We start from the raw sequence: 20085 nt of genomic DNA, 5'->3' as shown, positions 1-20085 counted from the left end.
AGGAACTTGCTTATCGCTAAGCTGTCAATAGAATAACTTGACTTGGAAAAAAAGTCAATGCTTTACAGTGCGGTCTGATGGTGCAGGTTGTATCGGCTTTTGAAGTGGGGCCTATAACAGGCTCATTTTCAATTTTTGCCTTCCTCTTTATAAAAGCGTTCGCCAGATTCCGGGTTGAAATAAACAACTAATCTTTTATTTGTGATTGGATCAAGTGAAATCTCATTTGTGCGTACGAATCCTTTTGGTACTTGCCTGCCGTGTTTTGTTTTGAAACGACGATCCCAAATGAACCATGATCCGATGATTAAAACAATGAGAATAAGGAATTGGAGACTGTAAAATCCTATAACCCATATCATTAGTTATCTCTCTTCTATAATAACTGCTGTTCCATAGGCTACAATTTCACTCATATTTTGACCAATTTCACCTGAATCAAAACGCATCATAATAATAGCATTCGCACCCATTGCTGTAGCATTTTTCACCATACGATCCATTGCTTGTTTTCTGGCATCTTCAAGCATTTCTGTATATTGATTTATTTCTCCACCTACTAGCCCCTTAAGAGAAGCAACGATATCTTTACCAATTCCTCTGGCTCTTACGGTTAAACCAAATACTGGACCTAACACTTCTGTAATTTGGTGGTTGGCAATATTCTCAGTTGTTACGATCATCATATGAATCCGCTCCTTAAAATAATAATCATTACATATTTATAGTATAATATATCTTTAGAAAAGTAGAAGTATTTGCCAGTGACAAATTATAGTGAACCATACTACAAATTGGCAAAAAAGTTGATGAGTAAGATGGAGTCTGATTGTTAATAGTGGATTGTTTGACGGTAGGATTAATGAAAAGTATGGGAGGAAGGGCACCAAATGGCTAAAAGACCTGTTTTTATTTCAGATACCGGTCAAAAGGATTTCGTAAAAATGGTGGATATTGAATTTGAATGGTTCCCTGGATTTTCAGTAAAACAAAAACAAAGATCCATTCAATCCCTACATGAAAACCTATTGGAAAAATACCCATCTCTAAAAGTGTTGGAAGTGTCCAGTAAAGCGGACAATGAATTAGGCATTTCATTGAGTGCATTTAATTTAATGATTGAAACAAAAAAGGGCATTTCGTTTAGTGTGGAATCCGCTTTTCAAGCAAGTAAGGTATTTGAATTTGGTGGACCTTTTATTGACCTTTATGAAAAGACCTCTAAAGAGGCTAAAAAAGATCAAAGATTGAAAGATAGTGGTCACTTACTTCGGTTCCAATTTTTTAATAGGGAATTCGGGCTTGAACCGAAAACGCTATTTTATGACTGGCTGTACATTAATGCACTTTCTTTAAATAATGAGCTAAGCGACCAAGTCGTAAATTACGAAGCCTTTACGGATATAGAATTTAACCCGCAAAAATCAATCAACTGTCAAGCAAGATCGGTTGCCCTCTATGTATCTCTACATAAGTTAGGGTTGCTCAATAAAGCTTTATTATCAATCGAGGATTATAAAGAAATAGTTATGGGAGAAACTCATGTAGAAAGCTTGGATAAGAGAGATGAGAACGTCCCAATTGAGCGATTAACTATTTTCAATAGAATGATGGAAGAGTAAAAGACGAGAAGGAGCAACCCCCCTCGTCTTTTACTCTTCTGGCACAATGATCTGCTAGCATCAAAAGCTAACGTTTATTTCTGTTAAAGATATTTTTCTTTATAATTAAGTAGTTCTTGATCTCGAAATTCAAATAAAATAGGTTTGCTCTAACTTCAAATTCTTCTCTTGTCTTCGGCAGTTCTGTTTGCCGTATGGACTCTTCGTACTCCTCTAAAAGCTCCAGTGCGATGGTTGTATCTCCTGAATTAACATGTTCGCTAATATTCAGGAAGATACCGGCAAGCATTCCTTTTTGTTTGATGTCTAACTCTGAGGAAGAAACGATGCTTATGATGTCTACCATCTGTTTTAGGATTTCGAGTTGATCCTCCCGCATTTCCAGATAATAATAATCTTTATTTTCTTTACGTAACAGATGATTTTCTACATCTTGTATCGTAATGTTTTTAGCCTGGTTCAGGATATTTTCTACTTCGATTAACTCTTTGCCGTCCCAATTTTGCTCACTGTCTTTTAAAAGCATGGAGAATTGATATAAAATAACGCTGAATTTATTTTCAATTTCCGTTTTATATCTTTCAATTTCTTTCTTAAAGCTTGGCATAATACTGTTTACGAGCCAGGCGATTCCTATGCCGATAATAATTATATAGAGTTCGTTCAATAAATTTTCTAGGTTTGCTTCCTTGACTGTATATATATGCATAATGACAACTATGCTAGTAACAAAACCTTCCTGAATACGTGCTTTTACAAGGATTGGGACAAACAATAAGATAAATAGAGTTAAGATCATGGGATGATATCCTAGTAGTTCAAAACAACTGGAGCCAAGAAGTAATGATAATAAAGATGCGAAAAACTTTTTCTGTATAGAATGTAACGTCTTTTTCTTAGTCTTCTCAATACACATGATGACGATTATTGCTGCAAATGATGCAAATTCCAAGTCGAATAAACTTGCAATCCAAATTGCTAACCCTGCCCCTATGGCAGTCTTAATCGTCCGATATCCCATTCCAACCATAAACATCATCCTATAATTTTCTATTCTTTCATTATACCCAGTTACCGGGCATTTATTTTACTCTGTGCTTTGACTTTTCTTTATACATTTCTTGATCCGCTAATTCAAGGATTTCTTCAGGGCTAAAGAATGTTCCAGGTCTATATTGATACAAACCGTGGCTTGCTGAGATTGGATAAGGCTTTTGTCCTGTTTTAATCATTCTTTGAAACTCATTTTGAATTCTGGACCAGATTCCCTGTGCGACGTCCATTTGCTGTTCGAAAAATAGAATGATAAATTCATCGCCGCCAAGACGGAAAAGGACATCCTTCTCTCTAATATGGAGTTTGATTGTTTCGCAGCAAGTAATAATCAAATCATCGCCTGCAGAATGTCCGTACCTATCATTTACCACTTTTAAATTGTTTATATCAATAAAACAGATGATGAAATCTGAAGAACCATCCATAAGGTGTTCAGAAAGAATTTCCATTCCTCGCCTTCTATTAAGAACACCTGTAAGTGGATCAAGCGAAGCGTGGTGATAAAGCTCCGCTTCTGTTTCCTTCAAATCTGTAATATCAGTGCTTCCCATTAGGACGCAGTGCTCCCCTAAGTAATTGACCAGTTCAAAATTGAGCATCGACCATTTCTCTTTATGTTTGACCATATAGTTTTTTAGGCTCTGATGTTCTTCGAGCTTTTTTACTATCGTTTGTTTTTCTTCAGGGCTCGAAAGCATGTCCCATCCATCAAGTTTTGTCATATCATTATCTTTCAAATGAAAGTATTCGATAGCCTGCTGATTTAAGAGCAAAATGTTGCCGCTTGTAAGATTGAAAAGAATCAACGGATTAGGATTCATATGAAATAACCTGCGAAAGCTTTCTTCATTCCTCTTTAGTTTCCATTCGTTTATAAAATTATTTTTGCGAAATGTATAGAAAGCGTACGCAATCGTTAATGAAATGACAGCTGCGCCGGTTGAATTCACCAGCTTCAATAGAAACGAAAAGTGACTATTTTCAAGTATGTATAATCCTGTAATGAAAAATAGATGAATTCCTGTGGTGATGCCAACTTGATAACGTGGCTGAACTGGGAAGACAACAGCAGCAGCTAGTAGAATAATAATATAGGCATAGATATTACCGTTATTAAGCTGACTGTTGATCGAAGAAAGGGCGCCTATAAACAAATAAAGAAATAAATAGGAGGGGATAATCAACCTTTTGGAATTGTCTTTGTTTCGGCGGTAGAGGATCAAAAAGAAAAGGGAGATCATCAGTCCGAAAATATGAAAGGTTGAAAGGCTGATTTTATAAAACGGATTGTCTAGTTTAGCCAAGAGAATAAAGTCCACAATGAAAAAAAGGGGATAAGTGAAGATGAGCATAAAGGAAACGTGCTTAATTCGCTCAAATAATAGGTTTTCATTATAGTCGATAAATTGTTGCTCGATATCATTTTCATGCGTTGTTTTTTTTGCCAACAATTTCATCAGAAAAACCATCCCTCGTAATCAAATCACATCTTATTTTATCATACTGAACTCTGGGCAAATCGTAAAGGACGCATAGTGTTTACTTTGTTTGTCATAGAGAACTATATTACGATGGAATAGGGGAACTGGAGTATATTAATGTGATTCCTAATACGATCAATGAGGAGGATTCAATTATGATAAGTGATTCAGACTTGAAGCACCTACGACGTTGTATTGAATTAGCTAAAACCGCGCTGGAGAAAGGCGACGAGCCATTTGGTTCAGTCCTTGTCTCAGCCAAAGGGGACGTGCTAGCTGAAGACCATAACCATGTGGCAGGCGGCGATCATACTCAACATCCGGAATTTGCATTAGCTCGATGGGCGGCCTCGAATATGTCTCCGGAAGAAAGAAGCAAGGCGACAGTATATACTTCTGGCGAGCATTGCCCTATGTGCGCTGCGGCTCACGGGTGGGTTGGGTTAGGCCGAATCGTTTATGCAAGTTCATCCGAACAGCTAGTACAATGGCTGAGTGAAATGGGAGTTGCCCCATCGCGCGTACGGAATCTTCCTATCCAAGATGTTATTCGTGATACGACAATAGATGGCCCTGTTCCTGAACTAGCGGAACAAGTACGACAACTCCATCATCAGCTCTATGCAAATAGGCATTGAATAGTTTGTCTTATGAAAAAGACCACTTGGAACGTTGCAATGTTAATGTTCCAAGTGGTTGTTTATTTACATTTTTAAAAGGATTTTCTCGACCGTATTACGGTTACGGAGTGTAGAGGCTATATGAAGCTTCTTTTCAAAAAATGTATTGTTGTATTTTGTTTGATGAAAACTTTGGGAGAGATTGATAATAATTGTTTTCTGAGTTACTACGGAAAATTCTTCGTCTACAACCGATTTGAGAAATTCTATTTGCTCATTTGATAGTTGTTCTTTTAAAAACATGACGTAGACATTTTTTTTTAAGAAAAGTGGATGCTGTTGAACATTTTTGAGTTCATCCTTAGACCGAATTGTAACAGGTATATCAAAACCGTATGTTTCTTTGAGCTTTGATTCAATTTGTTGTTCATTAACGGTAATGTCTGTAAATAATACATTTCCTGTTTGAATATAAGTCTGAACATTTTGAAAGCCCATTTCTACAAAGAGTGATTTTAACGATTTCATATCAACTTTATTTAATTTGCCTAAGTTAATGCCTCTAAGAAATGCCACATAAGACATGCCAATTTCCCTCCATATTTAGTTCCTCGCTTGTTCTTCTCTTTTCTGATCTTTTACATAAAATCCATTCGTAGAAGTAACCATTAGTTCAATAATTTGTTTTGACATGTATTCTGGTTCCTCGTTAAAATCTTCTTCTATCCACCGAATGATGAGCCCCGCTACCCCATGAGCTCTGTATATGTATAACCACTTTGGATCGATGATTGTACCTTCTTCCAACTCGTAGTCATATTCCGCAATGAATAGTTCTTCGATCGCTTTTGCCATTTGATAACGGAAATCTACCCGAATATGATTGCTCAACAACAAGCGAAAAAGATTGGCGTTATCTTTAAAGTAGTGGAATAGCGTTATGTCTTCCGCATTCATTTCATGGAAATTAACTTTTTTGATTGATTCATAAGGAACTCGGATTTGATGGATCATTTCTTTCAGAACATCTTGAATGAATTCATCTAATAAGTTATCCTTTGTTTCAAAATTAGCGTAAAAAGTTCCTCTGTTATAATTTGCTTTTTTTGCAATTTCTGAAACTGTAATTTGAGAAAAGGGTTTTTTAAAGAGTAATGTTAAAAACGCTTTTTTTATCGCGGTTTTGGAACGTTGAATTCGTTTGTCAATATACTCTTCCATCCCTTCACCCCGTTTCGATAAAGAACTAACTATATTTTACAACTTTTACAGAACAAAAGACATCGATTTGTTCAGTAACCAACATCCTCAACTTTTTGTTGATTGCACAGGTATTTTGAATTCCGATAAAATAAAGATGTAAGAATTATATAAAAATAATGGAGGTAATTTATATGACATTTCCAGTATTAGAAGGAAAAGTTGCTATCGTAACTGGTGCAGCAATGGGAATGGGAGAAGCGACTGCTAAGCTTTTCGCAGATGCAAAAGCAAAAGTGGTCATTGCAGATTTTAATGAAGAAAAAGGAAAAGAAGTTACATATTCAATAAATGCGAATGGCGGAGAAGCGGCGTTCATTAAAGTCGATGTTTCCAATTCAGAACAAGTACAGGCAATGGTGAAATTTGCAGTAGAAACGTATGGCAAATTGGACGTAGCAGTTAATAATGCTGCACTTACGCCGGACGATAAACCAGCAGCTGAATTTGATGAAGATTACTGGGATCGCTTAATGGCAGTAGATTTAAAAGGGGCGGCTCTTTGCATGAAATATGAATTGCAACAAATGAAAGCACAAGGCCATGGTGGCTCTATTATTAATATTTCTTCTGTAAGTGGATACCGTCCACAACCGAATAATATCGCATACGTTGCTGCCAAGCATGGTGTTGTAGGTATGACGAAGGTGGCGGCACTGGAAAACGGTCCAGAAAACATTCGTGTAAACTCAGTTGCACCTGGCGCGATTGATACACCAATGCTTCGCGGTGCACTAGAACAATTTGGCTTTACAGAGGAAGAATATGCACCACAATTGAGCTTACTAAACCGCTTCGGTCAAGCTGAAGAAATTGCTCAAGCAACTCTATGGTTAGCCTCTGATGCATCTTCTTACGTTACAGGTACAACTATCCATGAAGATGCTGGTTATACTTCTCGTTAATTGACGGGCAAACCTATTTTTTACTCGACCACTTGGAACGTGATACTAACGTTCCAAGTGGTTTTTTCTGTTTATATTTTCCTTCTCGATCCTTCTGACTTATCTCTTTTGTCCAGTGTATTGGAAAAATAAAATATAAGTATGTATAAAATATAATTATTTTGCTTTTACTATTTGGCTAAGAATCGCATGATATAGCATTTGAATAACACTTTACGGCTTTGGAATCAGTACTTATATCGTGTTATTTGTTACTGTTTTGTAATTAGACATACATCCTCGTGTAATAGTTTTTCTTTATACTAAGAAACTTATTAGTTAGCAAGGGAGAGACGAAAAAATCATTCCGATACTAATAGACAAATAAAATGCAAGGAAGAGGTAAGAGAGATTAAGATGAAAAAACGAATTAGTTCAATTTTTTTAACAGCAACAATCTTCATGTCTTCATTAGTTCCCGCTAATGCGATGACCGGTGGAACAGAAGGGGATAAGCCTTGGATGAACACCGATCTCTCTGCCGAGGAGCGTACTGAACTGCTTCTCGATGAGATGACGATGGAGCAAAAGATCCAGCAAATCGCCGTCTCGCGCTTCAACGAGAACGACACCGGTGAGACGGTCGTCATCAAAAGGAGCGGTACTAGTAAGTATATGAACGGTGAATTTGCGCCACAAGGTACCCTGCCTGGTTGTGAGTGGCAGGACACTGGGCGACAGATCCGTGGGATTGAAGAACTAGGCATCCCTACAATTCGCATGACTAACGGTGGTACGGGCGTTAAGGGCGGTTCATGTGGAAATGACCCCGAAGCAACAGGCCTACCGTCCACCCTTTCAATGGCTGCGACTTTCAACCGCGAACTAAACTATGAGGCTGGCCGAATCCTCGGTGAGGAGACACGAGCCTTCGCGCATCACGTGCTACTCGGACCGGGTATGAACTTAGTGCGCCACCCGTATAATGGCCGAAACTATGAGTACTTCAGCGAGGACCCGTATTTAACAGGAACCCTAGCGACTGAGCAGGTCAAAGGTATTCAAGACCAAGGAGTCCAAGCCCAGCTTAAGCACTTGGCTGGCAATGAACAGGAAACCGAGCGGTGGACAATGGGTGTCCAAGTTCCTTCACAGGCCATGAATGAGCTATACATGCTGCCATTCGAAATGACTGTCAAGGATGCTGACCCAGCTTCCGTAATGTGTTCGTTCCCTGACGTCAACGGTACATATGCATGTGACAGTTCTGAACTGCTACAAGATGCCTTGCGAGGCAACTGGGGCTTTGACGGTTACGTCATGAGTGACCGCCGAGCGATTCACGACACGGTGTCAGCCATCAAGGCCGGCACAAATGTCGAGCTAGACTGGGCGCCGCAATACTACACTAAGGAAAAAATCCAGGATGCCCTCGACTCGGGTCAAGTGACAGAGGACGATATCGACAATCTTCTTCGTCCACGCTATATCAAGATGATCGAGTTCGGCCATATGGATGAGCCTTACGACAAATTTATGCCGGAGATCGTCGATCCGATGGTCAACGGTGCTAGCGCACGGAAGATGGCTGAGGAAGGTTCTGTACTATTGAAGAACAATGAAGGCTTCCTACCACTGAACGGTGAGCCGAAGTCAATCGCGCTAATCGGTGTTGAGTGGTTCGCAGGCGAGGCCAAGATGTCTCCTCGTTCCATTCGGGACAACAATGAGAACGTCGTGACTCCTTACACGGTCACTCCGCAAGAAGGACTTGAGAATGTTATTAAGGAGCTAGGATACGACACTAAAGTAACGTATAATGATGGCCGTGATCCAGAAGCTGCTGCCAAGCTAGCTGCTGAATCCGACGTCGTGCTACTTATGATTGGCGATAACCCGCATGAAACTGTGGATCGTGATACACTCGGTTTCCCGGCAATCGACCTTGATACACACAAGGATCGAGAAGATTTGGTAGAACAGGAGCCGTTAATCGATGCGGTCCTAGAGGCCAATGCGGAAAACACTGCTGTAGTTCTGAAAACTTCTGGCACGGTGCTAATGCCATGGCTGGATGAAGTTCCAGCTGTACTTCAGGCTTGGTTCCCAGGTATGGAGGATGGCAATGCTGTAGCCAACCTACTTTACGGTAAGGTCAATCCTTCCGGTAAGCTTCCGATGACATTCGGCGCTACTGAACGTGAGGCTGCATTTGAGACTGAGGAGCAGTTCCCTGGAACTCGTCAAGACACTGGCAAGGTAGGTGGTCCTGGTGCGTACGGTGACGGTTCCGATCAACTGATCGCCAAGTACACAGAAGGCCTTGAGATGGGCTACCGCTGGTACGAAGCAAACAATGTGAAGCCGGTCTTCCCATTCGGTTACGGCTTGTCATATACGACTTTCGAGTATGACCGCCTGAAAGTCAAAAAAGTACGTGGTAAAGGTAAAGGCAACAATGGCTCGTTGGCCGGTATTGACGTGTCTTTCACGATTACGAATACAGGTGACGTTGCCGGTAAAGAAGCGGCACAAGTCTACTTGACGCTACCGGATGAGGCAGGACAGCCGACTAAGCGTCTCGTCAACTTCGAGAAAGTTTACCTTGAGCCAGGTGAGAGCCAACGAGTGACTTTGCGTATTAATCATGAAGACTCTAACCACCCGTTCTCCTATTTCATTCCGGAAGAACCGGACAACCTTGCGAACTGGGCAGACGGCGAGTGGGCAACTGCTGACGGAAAATACCGTGTGCATGTCGGTGGTTCCTCTGCAGACACGCCGTTGGAAAAAGATGTTCCAATGAACTTCAAACTCAGCAAGGACAAGAAAAAGGACAACAACGGTAAGGCGAAAGGCAAAAATAAAGGCAATAACGGGAATAAAGGAAATAAAAACTCCTAACAATAGACCATGGATGATGAAGGCAATCCGTTAGAAATCGTCAGGAATCTCGAATATAGTGAGCCCGCGAGCCTCGGTATAAATTGCCGAGCTCGCGGGCTCACCCCTTTTCTCGACGTTTTTAAGGGCGAAGAGAGGGATGAAAGAGACAAGGAAGGACGTGAAAAATCTTATGAAAAAATCTGTATGGAACAGTAGGAGAGGTCTGATGCACTCATCATTGATGGTCCTTTGCTTAGTAGTCCTCTTGACTGGATGTACCGTCGAGGAATCCGACAAACCAGTCGAAAAAGATGACGTTGTGGCACCCGAACCTTCAGAGCACGGCGACTGGCATGCTCCTGGATTGGTGGATCGGTCCGGCAAGCCGATTGAGGTGCCTACGCCGGGTCCGGCGACGGGTAAGACATTGGACGTCACCGAATTCGGTGCAGATCCGGATCCGGACTCACCCGACGATGCAGCAGCCATCCGAGCCGCTTTGGAAGCGGCTGAACCGGGTGACGAGGTCGTACTGCCAGCTGGCACGTATGATTTGCGCTCCACTGACCCTGCCGACAAGTCTGCGAACATCGTGTTGCAAAGCGGTGTGCATCTTCGTGGCGAGGGCCAGGAGCGTACCGTGCTGCTGACCTCCTTTAATGGGGAAGATGACAGCCGGGTCATCCGTGGCTCTGGTGTCAATGATGTCATCATCGCTGACTTCACCATCACGTCCCGTCATAAAGGTCCACTCGGCGATGACCCTGATGAGAGGGATGCAGGTGGCGGCCCGATGTATGGGATCTACCTCGGAGCCCATAAAGGGCAAGGTAGCTCCCGTGTCCTCGTGAAGAATGTGGGCATCCGTAAGTTCGAGCGTCACGGTATATCCGTTAAGGCAAGCCGTGAAGTGACCCTTTCAGGAAACCATATTAGCGAGGCAACTGCCGTAGGTTCCGGCGGACAGGGGTATGGCATCGCTGTCGAAGGCTCAAGGGATCAGCACGACCCGGATGCCGCTAATGATTCGCGCCATAACGTCGTCATTGGCAACACCTTCGATGGCAAGCATCTTCGGCACGCCATTCTGTTGCAGTTCCCAACCCATAATAATCTTGTGGCGGAAAACACTATCGTCGGCAGCCTCCTCGACGCCATCGACCTGCACGGTGAAGGTGAATACCTAAACGAAATCCGGAACAATATTGTCATCGGCGGACAGCGGGCGGGCATTGCGCTAGGCAATTCAGGCGGGTCCAAGAATAAGCATGACGCCTCGGGACCGGGAAACTGGGTACATTCCAATCAACTGATTGGAAACCGTCAAGGAATCCTCGTTATTCTCGGAACTCCCGACACGCTTATTGAGAACAATAGGATTACTGGCGGCGAGGATTCGAAGACGGGCATCGAGCTCCGCAATGCGCCGGGCACGAAGCTGCAAGGTAATTATATTACCGGAGGAGATAACGGATTCTGGGCAATCCGGCTATTTGAAGACCGTGGTGCTGACGGACGGGGAACAGGAATCCCGTCAAGCATCAGAATCGATCGCAATGTTATTCGACAGAGCGCCAATGGTATCAAAATCGATGCGGGCGAAGACCTCAGCCTGATTGAAAATGTTGTGGAAGGCATAGACGGAGATAAGTTGAGGGTGGCCGACGGAATCGAAGTGAGTGGGCATGCCCAGCAGTCTAATTCGAATGGGACGTGACAGGGTGAGCTCAACAGCTCTCCCACCATAAGAAAAGTCCAATTTCCAGTGCAAAGGAAATTGGACTTTTCTTATATTCGTACGCTTCAAATATTAAATACCCACACAACGACCGGTCCAAGAACAGAGCCGATGATTGCACATAATGCCATTGTGACCGAACTCATTGAAAAAGTGACTTCACCGTATTCGGCAGCTTTGGAAGTTCCGATAGCATGTGATGCACTGCCGAGGGAGATGCCTCTGCCAAGAGGGCTATGCACGCGCAATAATTTAAAAATGGTTGGAGCAACGATAACACCGAAGATTCCTGCAAACATAACACCGACAACTGCAAGTGAGGCATTTCCGTCTAAGCCTTTAGCGACTTCAATTGCGACAGGAGTCGTAAGGGATTTGGGGATAAGGGAAACGGATAATGAATGACTGATCCCAAAAATTTTAGCGAGGAGAGCAACGCTGACCATTCCGGAACTGGCACCAACCAACACCCCTCCCGCAATAGGCAGCAGATGATCTAGTAAAAAACGTCGTTGTTTGTACAAAGGGTAAGCAAGTGCAACAACGGAGGGACCTAAAAGGGAGCTGATCCATTGCCCTCCTACCATATAGCTTTCATAAGAAATATGAAACACCGAAAGAATGACTATAATAACTGTAGTGGCAGTCAGCACGGGTATTAAAAATGAGTATGAAAACCGTTTATAAATTTTCGCCATTGCAAGATAAGCAATGATGGTTAATAGTATCATGCAGAATGCGAGTGCAGCTTGTTGCATTCTTGATCATCCTTTCTCTTTTGTGCCTTTTTCTCAAAAATTTGACCTGCCATTCCCGTAATAGCAATCGAAAAGATAGTACTTACGAGAATGGATAAAACGAATAATGCACCGTGAAAAGAAAGTAATGAAGGATAGTTCATTATGTCAACTGTTGTCGGAATAAAAAACAATACTAATATACTTAGTACAAACTCTGCTCCGGTTTCAATCCATTTGACAGGAATAATCTTCATGCATAAACAAGTGAAAAGTAATAAGAGCCCTATGATACTACCCGGAATGATTAAGTGAAAAAGATTTTGAATAACATTTCCGATGTAGGAAAATATATACAAAACAAAAATTTGTAAAACAATGATGAGAGTTTTCTTGATGTGTTTTTCCATTTGTAAACAACTCCCTTCTTCTTTATCTTCTATTCTTCAAGATTTGAAATTATGGTGGCATACGCTTTATCAATATGATTACTGACAGCATCCGTTGTTTGTCTTACATTCCCGGCTTTCAGACCTTCAATAATTAACGTATGTTCATAATAAATCTCATCTACGCTTTTTCCAGCCTTCAATGAAGCGAATCGATACCAGTTAAAATGATCGGTGAGATTTTCGATTAACTGATACAGCCGGAGATTTTGACTTAACTCCGCTAAAAATAAATGAAAGGAAGAATCATAGTACACAAACTGTACAGGGTCTTTCTTGTTTGTGAATAGTTGTTTATCCATCTCTTCGATCCTATGTATTGCTTCGTCGTCAATAAGAGGAATGAGCAGTTCGATGACCAATACTTCATTCGCTTTTCGCAATTGAAAAATATCGTCTACATCGCGCTTGTTAATGGTTTTGACGAAAATTCCTTTCCTTGGGACAGAGGTGATCCACCCTTCTAGTTCCAGCTGCTGCAGACCTAATTTTAGCGGGGTGCGGCTAATTCCAAGACTTTCGCTAAGTGACCGTTCATTTAACATGGAGCCTGGTTCAATTTCATGTTGAATAATAGCTTTCTTAATTTCGTTATATGCATGATCCTTAAATAGTGGGGGTTGTTCTGCTTTAAGGAAGTTCATCGATATCACCTTTTTCATAATAGTCGGCAGGAAGAGCTTACGTGATTGATAGTGAAACGAACTAATGGCATCTGGTATACCAGATGCCATTGAAAATTATATCACTATTTTTTAAAGTATACAATCTATGCTGTAAAGTTCAGTTTATTCATGAGGTTAAAAATAAAAAAAAGACCACCAAGTGCGTGGTCTTTACGTATGTTAGCTTTAATATGCAGTCCATCCGCCATCGATTGCAATCACTTGTCCGTTCACAAAACTTGCTTCGTCCGATCCTAAGAAAATGGCTAATTGGGCAATCTCTTCTGGTTGACCAGCACGAGGATTAATGGCCATTCCTAGAGATTGGCGGCCTGCGCCATACTCACTTATATTTGTCATGGAAGAACCAATATTCGTGATGACGGCTCCAGGTGCAATGCCGTTGCAACGTATATTTTTATTCGCATACATGAATGCTGTATTTTTTGTTAGTCCGACGACAGCATGTTTTGATGCTGTATAAGCAGCTCCTGCGCGAGCGCCGTATAAGCCACCGGCAGAAATATTATTGACGATTGTGCCATGTCCTTGTTCCAAGAATAGGTTCACTGCAATGCGCATGGATTTCATAACAGCGGTAGTATTGATAGCGAATACCTTTTCCCATCGTTCATCCGATACTTCACCGACAGGTTCCATTCCGTCCATGATGCCGGCATTATTCACGAGGATGTCTAATTTGCCGAAAGTTTTTTGCGTTTCATCAAAAAGTCGTTGCACATCCTCTTCTGATGCAACATTTGTTTGAATAGCGATAGCTTCAGCGCCTGCAGCTTTAATTGCATCTGCAACTGCTTGGGCACCTTCTAAGTTGATATCCGAAACAACGACTTTTGCGCCTTCCTTTGCATACCCTTCTGCAATTGCTTTTCCCATTCCAGATGCTGCACCAGTGACGATAGCAACTTTACCTTCAAGTCTCATTACAAATCCTCCTCCTCATAATTACTGTACATCTGTTCAATAAAAATTATAATAAGAGATAAGAGTTGTTGCAATAATCAAATATGGGATATATGTTCAATAAAGAACGGAATCTAAAAAACTGTTCAGTAAGAGGTGAAAAAGTTGTGCGTACAGATTTGCGTGTAGTGAAAACGAAAGAGGCCTTGCATAATGCTTTATTGGAACTATTGGATGAGAAGAGTTTAAATGCTATTTCCATATCGGAAATTTGCAGAAAGGCTAAAGTGAATCGTGGTACATTTTACTTGCACTATACACAAGTAGAGGATCTGTTCGAAGAATATTTTAAGGAAATTACTGCGGATTTGTCGCGTTCCTACCAAGAGCCGTATCGCCACGTTTCAGTATTGAAAACGAGTGAATTGAATCCAGATACAATCCGTATTTTTCATCACATTGAAAAGTACAAACGATTCTACCGTATTGTTTTCTCAAAGAAAGTTCCTTTAATGTACTATTATTTATTGTTCGAGGAAATAAAACGTCTGTTGCTTCAAGATAAGGAGGCTCTTCTAAGAGAAGAAGTGAATGAACAGTTATATTGTGCCTATCAGGCGAATGCCATTATCGGTATCATTATTGAATGGTATCAAAAGGATTTTAGTTATAGCGTTGAGTATTTAAATCGTCAACTTGTACAATTCATAAATATACATTCCGATTCCGTATGAGTAAGAGGCACATAAAATAAAAGCTTTGCTTTCGGCAAAGCTTTTATAGTCGTTTTCATCATTTACCGGTTATTTCTTTTATCATGACGATATGTGGAATACCGTCTTCCATAAATACATTGGATGAGGTTCGATAGCCAAGTTTTTGATAAAAACCTTCCGCATGTGTTTGTCCGTGCAATTTAACTTGAGATAATTCTTTTTGATCTGCAATCTTCTCCAAGGCGGCAACAATTACTTTCCCCAGGCCAAATTTTCGATAAGCCGGTAGGATGCAAATTCTTTCTAGTTTTCCTACGTCATCAACGACCCTAATTCTTCCCGTTCCGACAGGCTGTTCATCGTAATACACTAATATGTGCTCACATTGTCCGTCCAGTTCGTCAAATGCATCGAATTCATCTTCTAGCGGAACGCCTTGTTCTTTAACAAACACTGCTTTCCTAATAGAAAAAGCCTTTTCAAGGTCTTGAACTTCAGTTATTTGTTTTACTTCCATCTATATTCGTCCTTTCTGGATTTAATAGTGTAGGCAAGTCAGTTTTGAAATCGTCAATGTAGCAAGTATATAGAAATGAAAACCTATTTCCAACAGCTTTATACACAAAAGCTGAACAAGATTTTCTACTAGAATAGAAAACATGTCCAGCTCTATTTGGAAAAACTATATAGTGACTGACTGATTGTCATGCTTATTGAAAAACCGCTTATTAATTTCTTCAATTTTCATCGGTTTTCCATAAAAATAACCTTGAACTAAGTAACAGCCGAGTTGAGTCAATGATTCGATATGTTCTTCATTCTCGACTCCTTCAGCAATCAAATCCAATTGAAGATTTTCCGCCATTACAATAATTGCATTCATAATGGCCCGCTTGCGAGGAGTATCCAAATCATTCGTAAATAATCGATCTAGTTTAAGTGTATCAATGGGCATTCGATCAAGTAACCCGATAGACGAATAACCTGTACCGAAATCGTCCATTGAAACTCGCACTCCTAAGGAACGGATGCTTTCCAGTTGCAAAATGATGTCTTCAACATCATAAAAGACCATGGATTCTGTAATTTCCAATTCAAGCATTTGAGGTTCCAAATTTGTCTTGTTAAGCGCATCTTGCACCATTTCTTTCAACTGTCCTGACTGGAATAGCCGGTTGGAAAGATTCACAGAAACGGGTTGAAGATCGCCGTGTATTTGCCAAGTTATACATTGATGGCACACTTCATTCAAAATCCATTTTGTAATCGGAACGATTAGTCCCGTCTCTTCTGTAAGGGGAATAAATTCAGCTGGCGAAATAACCCCAAGCTGCGGATGCTCCCACCGAAGCAAAGCCTCAAAACCGTATAAACTATCTGTTTTCACATTCCATTTTGGTTGGTATACGATGTAAAATTGGTTATTTTTCAGCGCAGACCGTAAATCTTTTTCTAACTCCATCTTCCGCACTTCTTCAGCACCAAGAGCATCGTTATAAACGCAATATCGGTTTTTACCCGATTTTTTCGCCCTATACATTGCCATGTCCGCTTCTTTTAGCAACGTAAAACGATCGGAGTTAGTAATGGTGCCGATGCTAATTCCGATACTTACCGTAATATATAATTCATTTTCTTCAATGCGATAGACATCCTTAATACTTTGTAAAACTTCATTTGCCAATTGTTCTGCCCGTTTTTCATCACAATGTTTCACGACTAATAAAAACTCATCGCCACCTATCCGGAACACTCGCTGGTCATTGCGAACAAATTGCTGCAAGCGAGTTCCTACTTCCGAAATGAGGAGATCTCCCATATTGTGACCGATCGTATCGTTAATAACTTTAAACTTATCCAAGTCTATGAATAGAACACCGATACTTTCGTTGCCAATAAAGGTATCAAAGAACTTATTCATTTCATTCCGATTCGATAGACCGGTGATGGTATCTTGATACGCCATCTTCTCCAATACATTTCGATCGAAAAACATGGCTCCCCAAGAAATAAATAAAATGAATAAAGTTGTAATCGAAACGCCGTACAGTAAAAACAAATCAATGCCTTGCGAGTGCTCTATCAAATGCGAATGGCTTTGAAACTTTGCCGCCTTTACTCCTGTATAGTGCATTCCGCAGATGGCAGTTCCCATGATGATAGCGGACAACCACTTCACCGAACTGGCTGATCGTTGATTTTTAAAGCGGAGAAACAAAAACAACGCCGCGTAAGATGCAATGAAGGCAATAATGACGGAAAGGATTAATAAACCTTTGTCATAGGACATTTCCATTGGCATAATCATAGCTTCCATACCGATGTAATGCATTGCAACAATTCCGCTTCCCATCGTGAAGCCACCTAATGCCAGCCTCTTCATGTTAACGATCTGCGGCATTGTAATATAGAAAGCGATGAATGATGAGAGCACACTAGCTATCATTGATAGGAGGGTAAGCGATGCGTCATAGTCCATATTTGCATGTATTTCGAATGCAAGCATTCCTATGAAATGCATGGACCAAACGCCGCTGCCCATTACAAATGAGCCTGAAAAAAGCCAAAAGTACTTCATCCCGCCGTTTGCATACGAGATTTTTGCTGCAATATTTAGTGCAGAATACGAAGCTAATATTGCTATTACCACCGACAGTGCGACGATATACATATTATAAGAACCTTCGATGTACAACTACATTTCACTCCCGATTGCTACTAAATGAATAGAGGAAATCCTCTGTAATCAATATACAAGTATGTTCTCAAACTTTTTTCCTGTCAACATTAAATAACTAATTCATATCCATGATTAATTAGTTCTAAAGACCTTTATGTGCAATGATAACTCGCCTAGAGTTATTCATTGTCATATGGATAAAATTTTGATAATATTTAGCTGTAAAACATTTAGACATCTAAATATATATAAGAAAAGAGGAATTCTCATGGGAAGATTAGATAATAAAGTAGCGATTATAACTGGAGGAGCATCAGGCATTGGGGCAAGCATGGTGGATTTATTCAGCCAGGAAGGTGCAATTGTCATTGCCGCGGATATTAATGATGAAGCACTTGAAATGGCGAGCCAAAAAGAAAATGTATATGGAATGAAATTAAATGTTGCGTCAGATGATGCTTGGGAAGCATTAGCAAAAGAAGTGAACGACCGTTTTGGTAAAATTGATATTCTCGTCAATAACGCCGGCATTTCATCAGAAAAACCATACCAGGATATTAATCTTGACGATTGGCAAAAAATGCTTTCAATTAATGGCTTTGGTCCATTTGCCGGTATAAAACATGTCGCCCCATATATGGCGGCTCAGAAGCAAGGTTCCATTGTTAACATTTCATCCTATACGGCTCAGATTGGCCAAGGATTTAATCACTATTCTGCTTCTAAGGGAGCTGTACGTGCTCTATCTAAAGCAGCAGCGACTACATTCGGCCATCAAGGAGTTCGTGTAAATACTCTGTTTCCTGGTATTATAGAAACACCTATGACACAGTCCTTAAGCACATCCCAAGATCTTCTTGGACGATTGATCCAGGCAACGCCGTTGCAACGTTTAGGTAAACCGGCTGACATTGCAAACGCAGCATTGTTCTTGGCATCGGATGAATCATCTTATATCACAGGTTCAGAACTAACGATAGACGGTGGATTCTCAGCACAATAACATGTAAGCTAAGAAGGGCTCCTAATTTTATTAGGGGCTCTTCCTTGTAGAAAGTGGGAAATGAATATCATGAAAGAACGTACTATTTTCGAAATCATCCATAATATGGATAAGGTCACGAATAATTTAATCATTCAGTGGAACAAAATGTTCAATGAAGATCTCGGTGTCTCCCATATTCTTGTGCTAGCCCATCTAAAAGTCCACGGAAAAAGCCGACCATCCGATATTGCAAAAGTTTTAGGGTTGACGCCGCCTACGTTAACGCATTTGGCAGAAAAGCTTGTAAGAAAAGATTTAGCCGTTAGACTGACAGACGAGACTGATCGTCGGATTATCTATTTAGGAATTACTGATAAAGGCGAAGAGATGGTTGTGAGGGCAAACCAGGAAGGTGCAGAGCTGCGCAAAAATTTATTTGAACAGTTGACAGACGAAGAACGGGAACAACTGCTAAGAATTTATGAAAAACTAAATAGTCCTCAATAAATTAATAAACACCAGCCTCCACCGGCTGGTGTTTTTAACCATTGCTATTTTGTAGTTCTTCATACAGCGCATGAGCCTTTTCCTCGGCCATACTCTTATCTGTATCATAGATAGTGATCAGCTTATTTCCGATAATAAAGTTCCATTGTTTTGTCATGTTATTCACCTGCCTTATATCTTATCTTCTTTATATACCACCTTTGTGGTGTTTCTAAACATCAACCATAAAGGAAATGTATTCTGCGCATAGTTTCACGATATTTTACGATACTAAGCTCGCTGTAACTTATCCTATTTGCAGGAGGGGAAAACGTAAATGGCAAAGGACTCAAAACCGAGTTGGAAAAAGGATCATCCAAGCACTTTTCTAAGCAACTCTGTCCTAAAAGCAGATCGCTCTGTTAAGCAGGCGATGTCACACCCGGAAGAGATGGCGGTTGAGCATGCATTCAATTCAATCTTCCGTGCTGAAAACGCATTTGCAAACGCAGTGGAACGTAATGAGCATATGGATACTGTCCAGCAAAACAAAGAACAGTTGGATTTGATGAAGCGGCAATTGAACGAAGTACAGGAGCAAGTAGAGGAAGAGTGATGTGAGACGATAGCCCCCTCCGATTTTTGGGGGTTATTTTACTTATGTTAGAAAGTAATCAAGTATTCTTTTTCTCTTCTCTTACTGACAAAATAGCCACACCTGCTCCATATTCTCCGCGAATCACTTTTCTCGCACCAATTGAATTTCTTGCAGTCACTTGCTTTGTCTGTTTCGTCCCTTCCAGTTCCATCTCTACAAGAAAGCATTTTGACCCACACATCAAAGGAACCCCTCATTTCATTAGTTTTGTTTTAATTGTAGGATAACCTCGCTTTGA

At 40.8% G+C, this 20085-nt stretch carries 24 protein-coding genes; 9 read left to right on the top strand and 15 right to left on the bottom strand.

The window, feature by feature from the left end:
- Positions 1-128: 128 nt before the first annotated feature.
- Positions 129-362 (bottom strand): hypothetical protein, encoded by a 234-nt coding sequence (locus AC0L13_RS20180; protein WP_473642511.1) that lies wholly within the window; start codon positions 360-362, stop codon positions 129-131.
- 3 nt (positions 363-365) lie between these two features.
- Positions 366-686, bottom strand: a complete 321-nt coding sequence (locus AC0L13_RS20175) for a YbjQ family protein (RefSeq protein ID WP_473642510.1) — start codon at positions 684-686, stop codon at positions 366-368.
- Between the two features lie 204 nt (positions 687-890).
- Between AC0L13_RS20175 and AC0L13_RS20170 the strand changes: the two genes are divergently transcribed.
- Positions 891-1622 carry a DarT1-associated NADAR antitoxin family protein gene (locus AC0L13_RS20170; protein WP_473642509.1) on the top strand — a complete coding sequence of 244 codons (732 nt, stop codon included), beginning with the start codon at positions 891-893 and terminating at the stop codon, positions 1620-1622.
- 67 nt (positions 1623-1689) lie between these two features.
- Here AC0L13_RS20170 and AC0L13_RS20165 read toward each other — a convergent pair whose 3' ends face one another.
- A complete protein-coding gene (locus AC0L13_RS20165; protein WP_473642508.1) occupies positions 1690-2652 on the bottom strand; it encodes an aromatic acid exporter family protein in 963 nt (320 codons plus the stop codon).
- A 52-nt stretch (positions 2653-2704) separates the two neighbouring features.
- Positions 2705-4135: a sensor domain-containing diguanylate cyclase gene (locus AC0L13_RS20160; protein WP_473642507.1), complete on the bottom strand. Its 1431-nt coding sequence runs from the start codon at positions 4133-4135 to the stop codon at positions 2705-2707.
- Between the two features lie 179 nt (positions 4136-4314).
- On the opposite strand from AC0L13_RS20160, the gene AC0L13_RS20155 reads away from it, so the two are divergent.
- Positions 4315-4797, top strand: a complete 483-nt coding sequence (locus tag AC0L13_RS20155) for a nucleoside deaminase (protein ID WP_473642506.1) — start codon at positions 4315-4317, stop codon at positions 4795-4797.
- A gap of 66 nt (positions 4798-4863) precedes the next feature.
- On the opposite strand, the gene AC0L13_RS20150 is transcribed toward AC0L13_RS20155, so the two are convergent.
- Together AC0L13_RS20150 and AC0L13_RS20145 are read right to left on the bottom strand one after the other, a co-directional pair.
- On the bottom strand, positions 4864-5364 hold the full coding sequence (locus AC0L13_RS20150) for a DUF1697 domain-containing protein (RefSeq protein WP_473642505.1): 501 nt from the start codon (positions 5362-5364) through the stop codon (positions 4864-4866).
- An 18-nt stretch (positions 5365-5382) separates the two neighbouring features.
- Positions 5383-6000 (bottom strand): TetR/AcrR family transcriptional regulator, encoded by a 618-nt coding sequence (locus AC0L13_RS20145; RefSeq protein ID WP_473642504.1) that lies wholly within the window; start codon positions 5998-6000, stop codon positions 5383-5385.
- Between the two features lie 173 nt (positions 6001-6173).
- Between AC0L13_RS20145 and AC0L13_RS20140 the strand changes: the two genes are divergently transcribed.
- Positions 6174-6944, top strand: coding sequence for an SDR family NAD(P)-dependent oxidoreductase (locus AC0L13_RS20140; RefSeq protein ID WP_473642503.1), 771 nt, complete (start codon positions 6174-6176; stop codon positions 6942-6944).
- Between the two features lie 450 nt (positions 6945-7394).
- Here AC0L13_RS20140 and AC0L13_RS20135 read toward each other — a convergent pair whose 3' ends face one another.
- A complete protein-coding gene (locus AC0L13_RS20135; protein ID WP_473647200.1) occupies positions 7395-7622 on the bottom strand; it encodes a hypothetical protein in 228 nt (75 codons plus the stop codon).
- Here AC0L13_RS20135 and AC0L13_RS20130 point away from each other — a divergent pair.
- Complete coding sequence (locus AC0L13_RS20130) at positions 7515-9827, top strand: beta-glucosidase (protein ID WP_473647180.1); 2313 nt, start codon at positions 7515-7517, stop codon at positions 9825-9827. The genes AC0L13_RS20135 and AC0L13_RS20130 overlap by 108 nt on opposite strands.
- 622 nt (positions 9828-10449) lie before the next feature.
- On the top strand, positions 10450-11526 hold the full coding sequence (locus tag AC0L13_RS20125; protein WP_473642502.1) for a right-handed parallel beta-helix repeat-containing protein: 1077 nt from the start codon (positions 10450-10452) through the stop codon (positions 11524-11526).
- Between the two features lie 86 nt (positions 11527-11612).
- Here AC0L13_RS20125 and AC0L13_RS20120 read toward each other — a convergent pair whose 3' ends face one another.
- The 4 genes from AC0L13_RS20120 to AC0L13_RS20105 all read right to left on the bottom strand — a co-directional run bounded on the left by AC0L13_RS20120 (position 11613) and on the right by AC0L13_RS20105 (position 14343).
- Complete coding sequence (locus tag AC0L13_RS20120; protein ID WP_473642501.1) at positions 11613-12305, bottom strand: LrgB family protein; 693 nt, start codon at positions 12303-12305, stop codon at positions 11613-11615.
- Positions 12275-12694: a CidA/LrgA family protein gene (locus AC0L13_RS20115; protein ID WP_473642500.1), complete on the bottom strand. Its 420-nt coding sequence runs from the start codon at positions 12692-12694 to the stop codon at positions 12275-12277. Before AC0L13_RS20115 ends, AC0L13_RS20120 begins: the two co-directional genes overlap by 31 nt.
- 29 nt (positions 12695-12723) lie before the next feature.
- Positions 12724-13377 (bottom strand): GntR family transcriptional regulator, encoded by a 654-nt coding sequence (locus AC0L13_RS20110; RefSeq protein WP_473642499.1) that lies wholly within the window; start codon positions 13375-13377, stop codon positions 12724-12726.
- Positions 13378-13584: 207 nt separating this feature from the next.
- Entirely contained in the window at positions 13585-14343 is a 759-nt protein-coding gene (locus tag AC0L13_RS20105; protein ID WP_473642498.1) for an SDR family oxidoreductase, read from the bottom strand.
- Positions 14344-14435: 92 nt separating this feature from the next.
- Between AC0L13_RS20105 and AC0L13_RS20100 the strand changes: the two genes are divergently transcribed.
- Positions 14436-15056: a TetR/AcrR family transcriptional regulator gene (locus tag AC0L13_RS20100; protein ID WP_473642497.1), complete on the top strand. Its 621-nt coding sequence runs from the start codon at positions 14436-14438 to the stop codon at positions 15054-15056.
- Positions 15057-15114: 58 nt separating this feature from the next.
- Here the strand turns inward: AC0L13_RS20100 and AC0L13_RS20095 are convergent, their stop codons facing one another.
- Both AC0L13_RS20095 and AC0L13_RS20090 read right to left on the bottom strand, forming a co-directional pair.
- The gene (locus AC0L13_RS20095) at positions 15115-15555 is read right to left on the bottom strand and encodes a GNAT family N-acetyltransferase (protein WP_473642496.1); all 441 of its coding nucleotides are present in this window, start codon (positions 15553-15555) and stop codon (positions 15115-15117) included.
- Positions 15556-15720: 165 nt separating this feature from the next.
- Positions 15721-17733, bottom strand: a complete 2013-nt coding sequence (locus AC0L13_RS20090) for a bifunctional diguanylate cyclase/phosphodiesterase (protein WP_473642495.1) — start codon at positions 17731-17733, stop codon at positions 15721-15723.
- A 253-nt stretch (positions 17734-17986) separates the two neighbouring features.
- Between AC0L13_RS20090 and AC0L13_RS20085 the strand changes: the two genes are divergently transcribed.
- Together AC0L13_RS20085 and AC0L13_RS20080 are read left to right on the top strand one after the other, a co-directional pair.
- Entirely contained in the window at positions 17987-18721 is a 735-nt protein-coding gene (locus tag AC0L13_RS20085; RefSeq protein ID WP_473642494.1) for an SDR family NAD(P)-dependent oxidoreductase, read from the top strand.
- 69 nt (positions 18722-18790) lie between these two features.
- Positions 18791-19210, top strand: coding sequence for a MarR family winged helix-turn-helix transcriptional regulator (locus AC0L13_RS20080; RefSeq protein WP_473642493.1), 420 nt, complete (start codon positions 18791-18793; stop codon positions 19208-19210).
- A 34-nt stretch (positions 19211-19244) separates the two neighbouring features.
- Here the strand turns inward: AC0L13_RS20080 and AC0L13_RS20075 are convergent, their stop codons facing one another.
- Positions 19245-19367 (bottom strand): hypothetical protein, encoded by a 123-nt coding sequence (locus tag AC0L13_RS20075; protein ID WP_473642492.1) that lies wholly within the window; start codon positions 19365-19367, stop codon positions 19245-19247.
- Between the two features lie 159 nt (positions 19368-19526).
- On the opposite strand from AC0L13_RS20075, the gene AC0L13_RS20070 reads away from it, so the two are divergent.
- Positions 19527-19805, top strand: a complete 279-nt coding sequence (locus AC0L13_RS20070; RefSeq protein WP_473642491.1) for a hypothetical protein — start codon at positions 19527-19529, stop codon at positions 19803-19805.
- Positions 19806-19863: 58 nt separating this feature from the next.
- Here AC0L13_RS20070 and AC0L13_RS20065 read toward each other — a convergent pair whose 3' ends face one another.
- Entirely contained in the window at positions 19864-20028 is a 165-nt protein-coding gene (locus tag AC0L13_RS20065) for a hypothetical protein (protein WP_473642490.1), read from the bottom strand.
- Positions 20029-20085: the final 57 nt, after the last annotated feature.

It is taken from the genome of Sporosarcina sp. QA0331, assembly GCF_055808055.1.
Note: the sequence above shows the minus strand (reverse complement) of the source record. Positions and strands in the feature narration are given on the sequence as shown.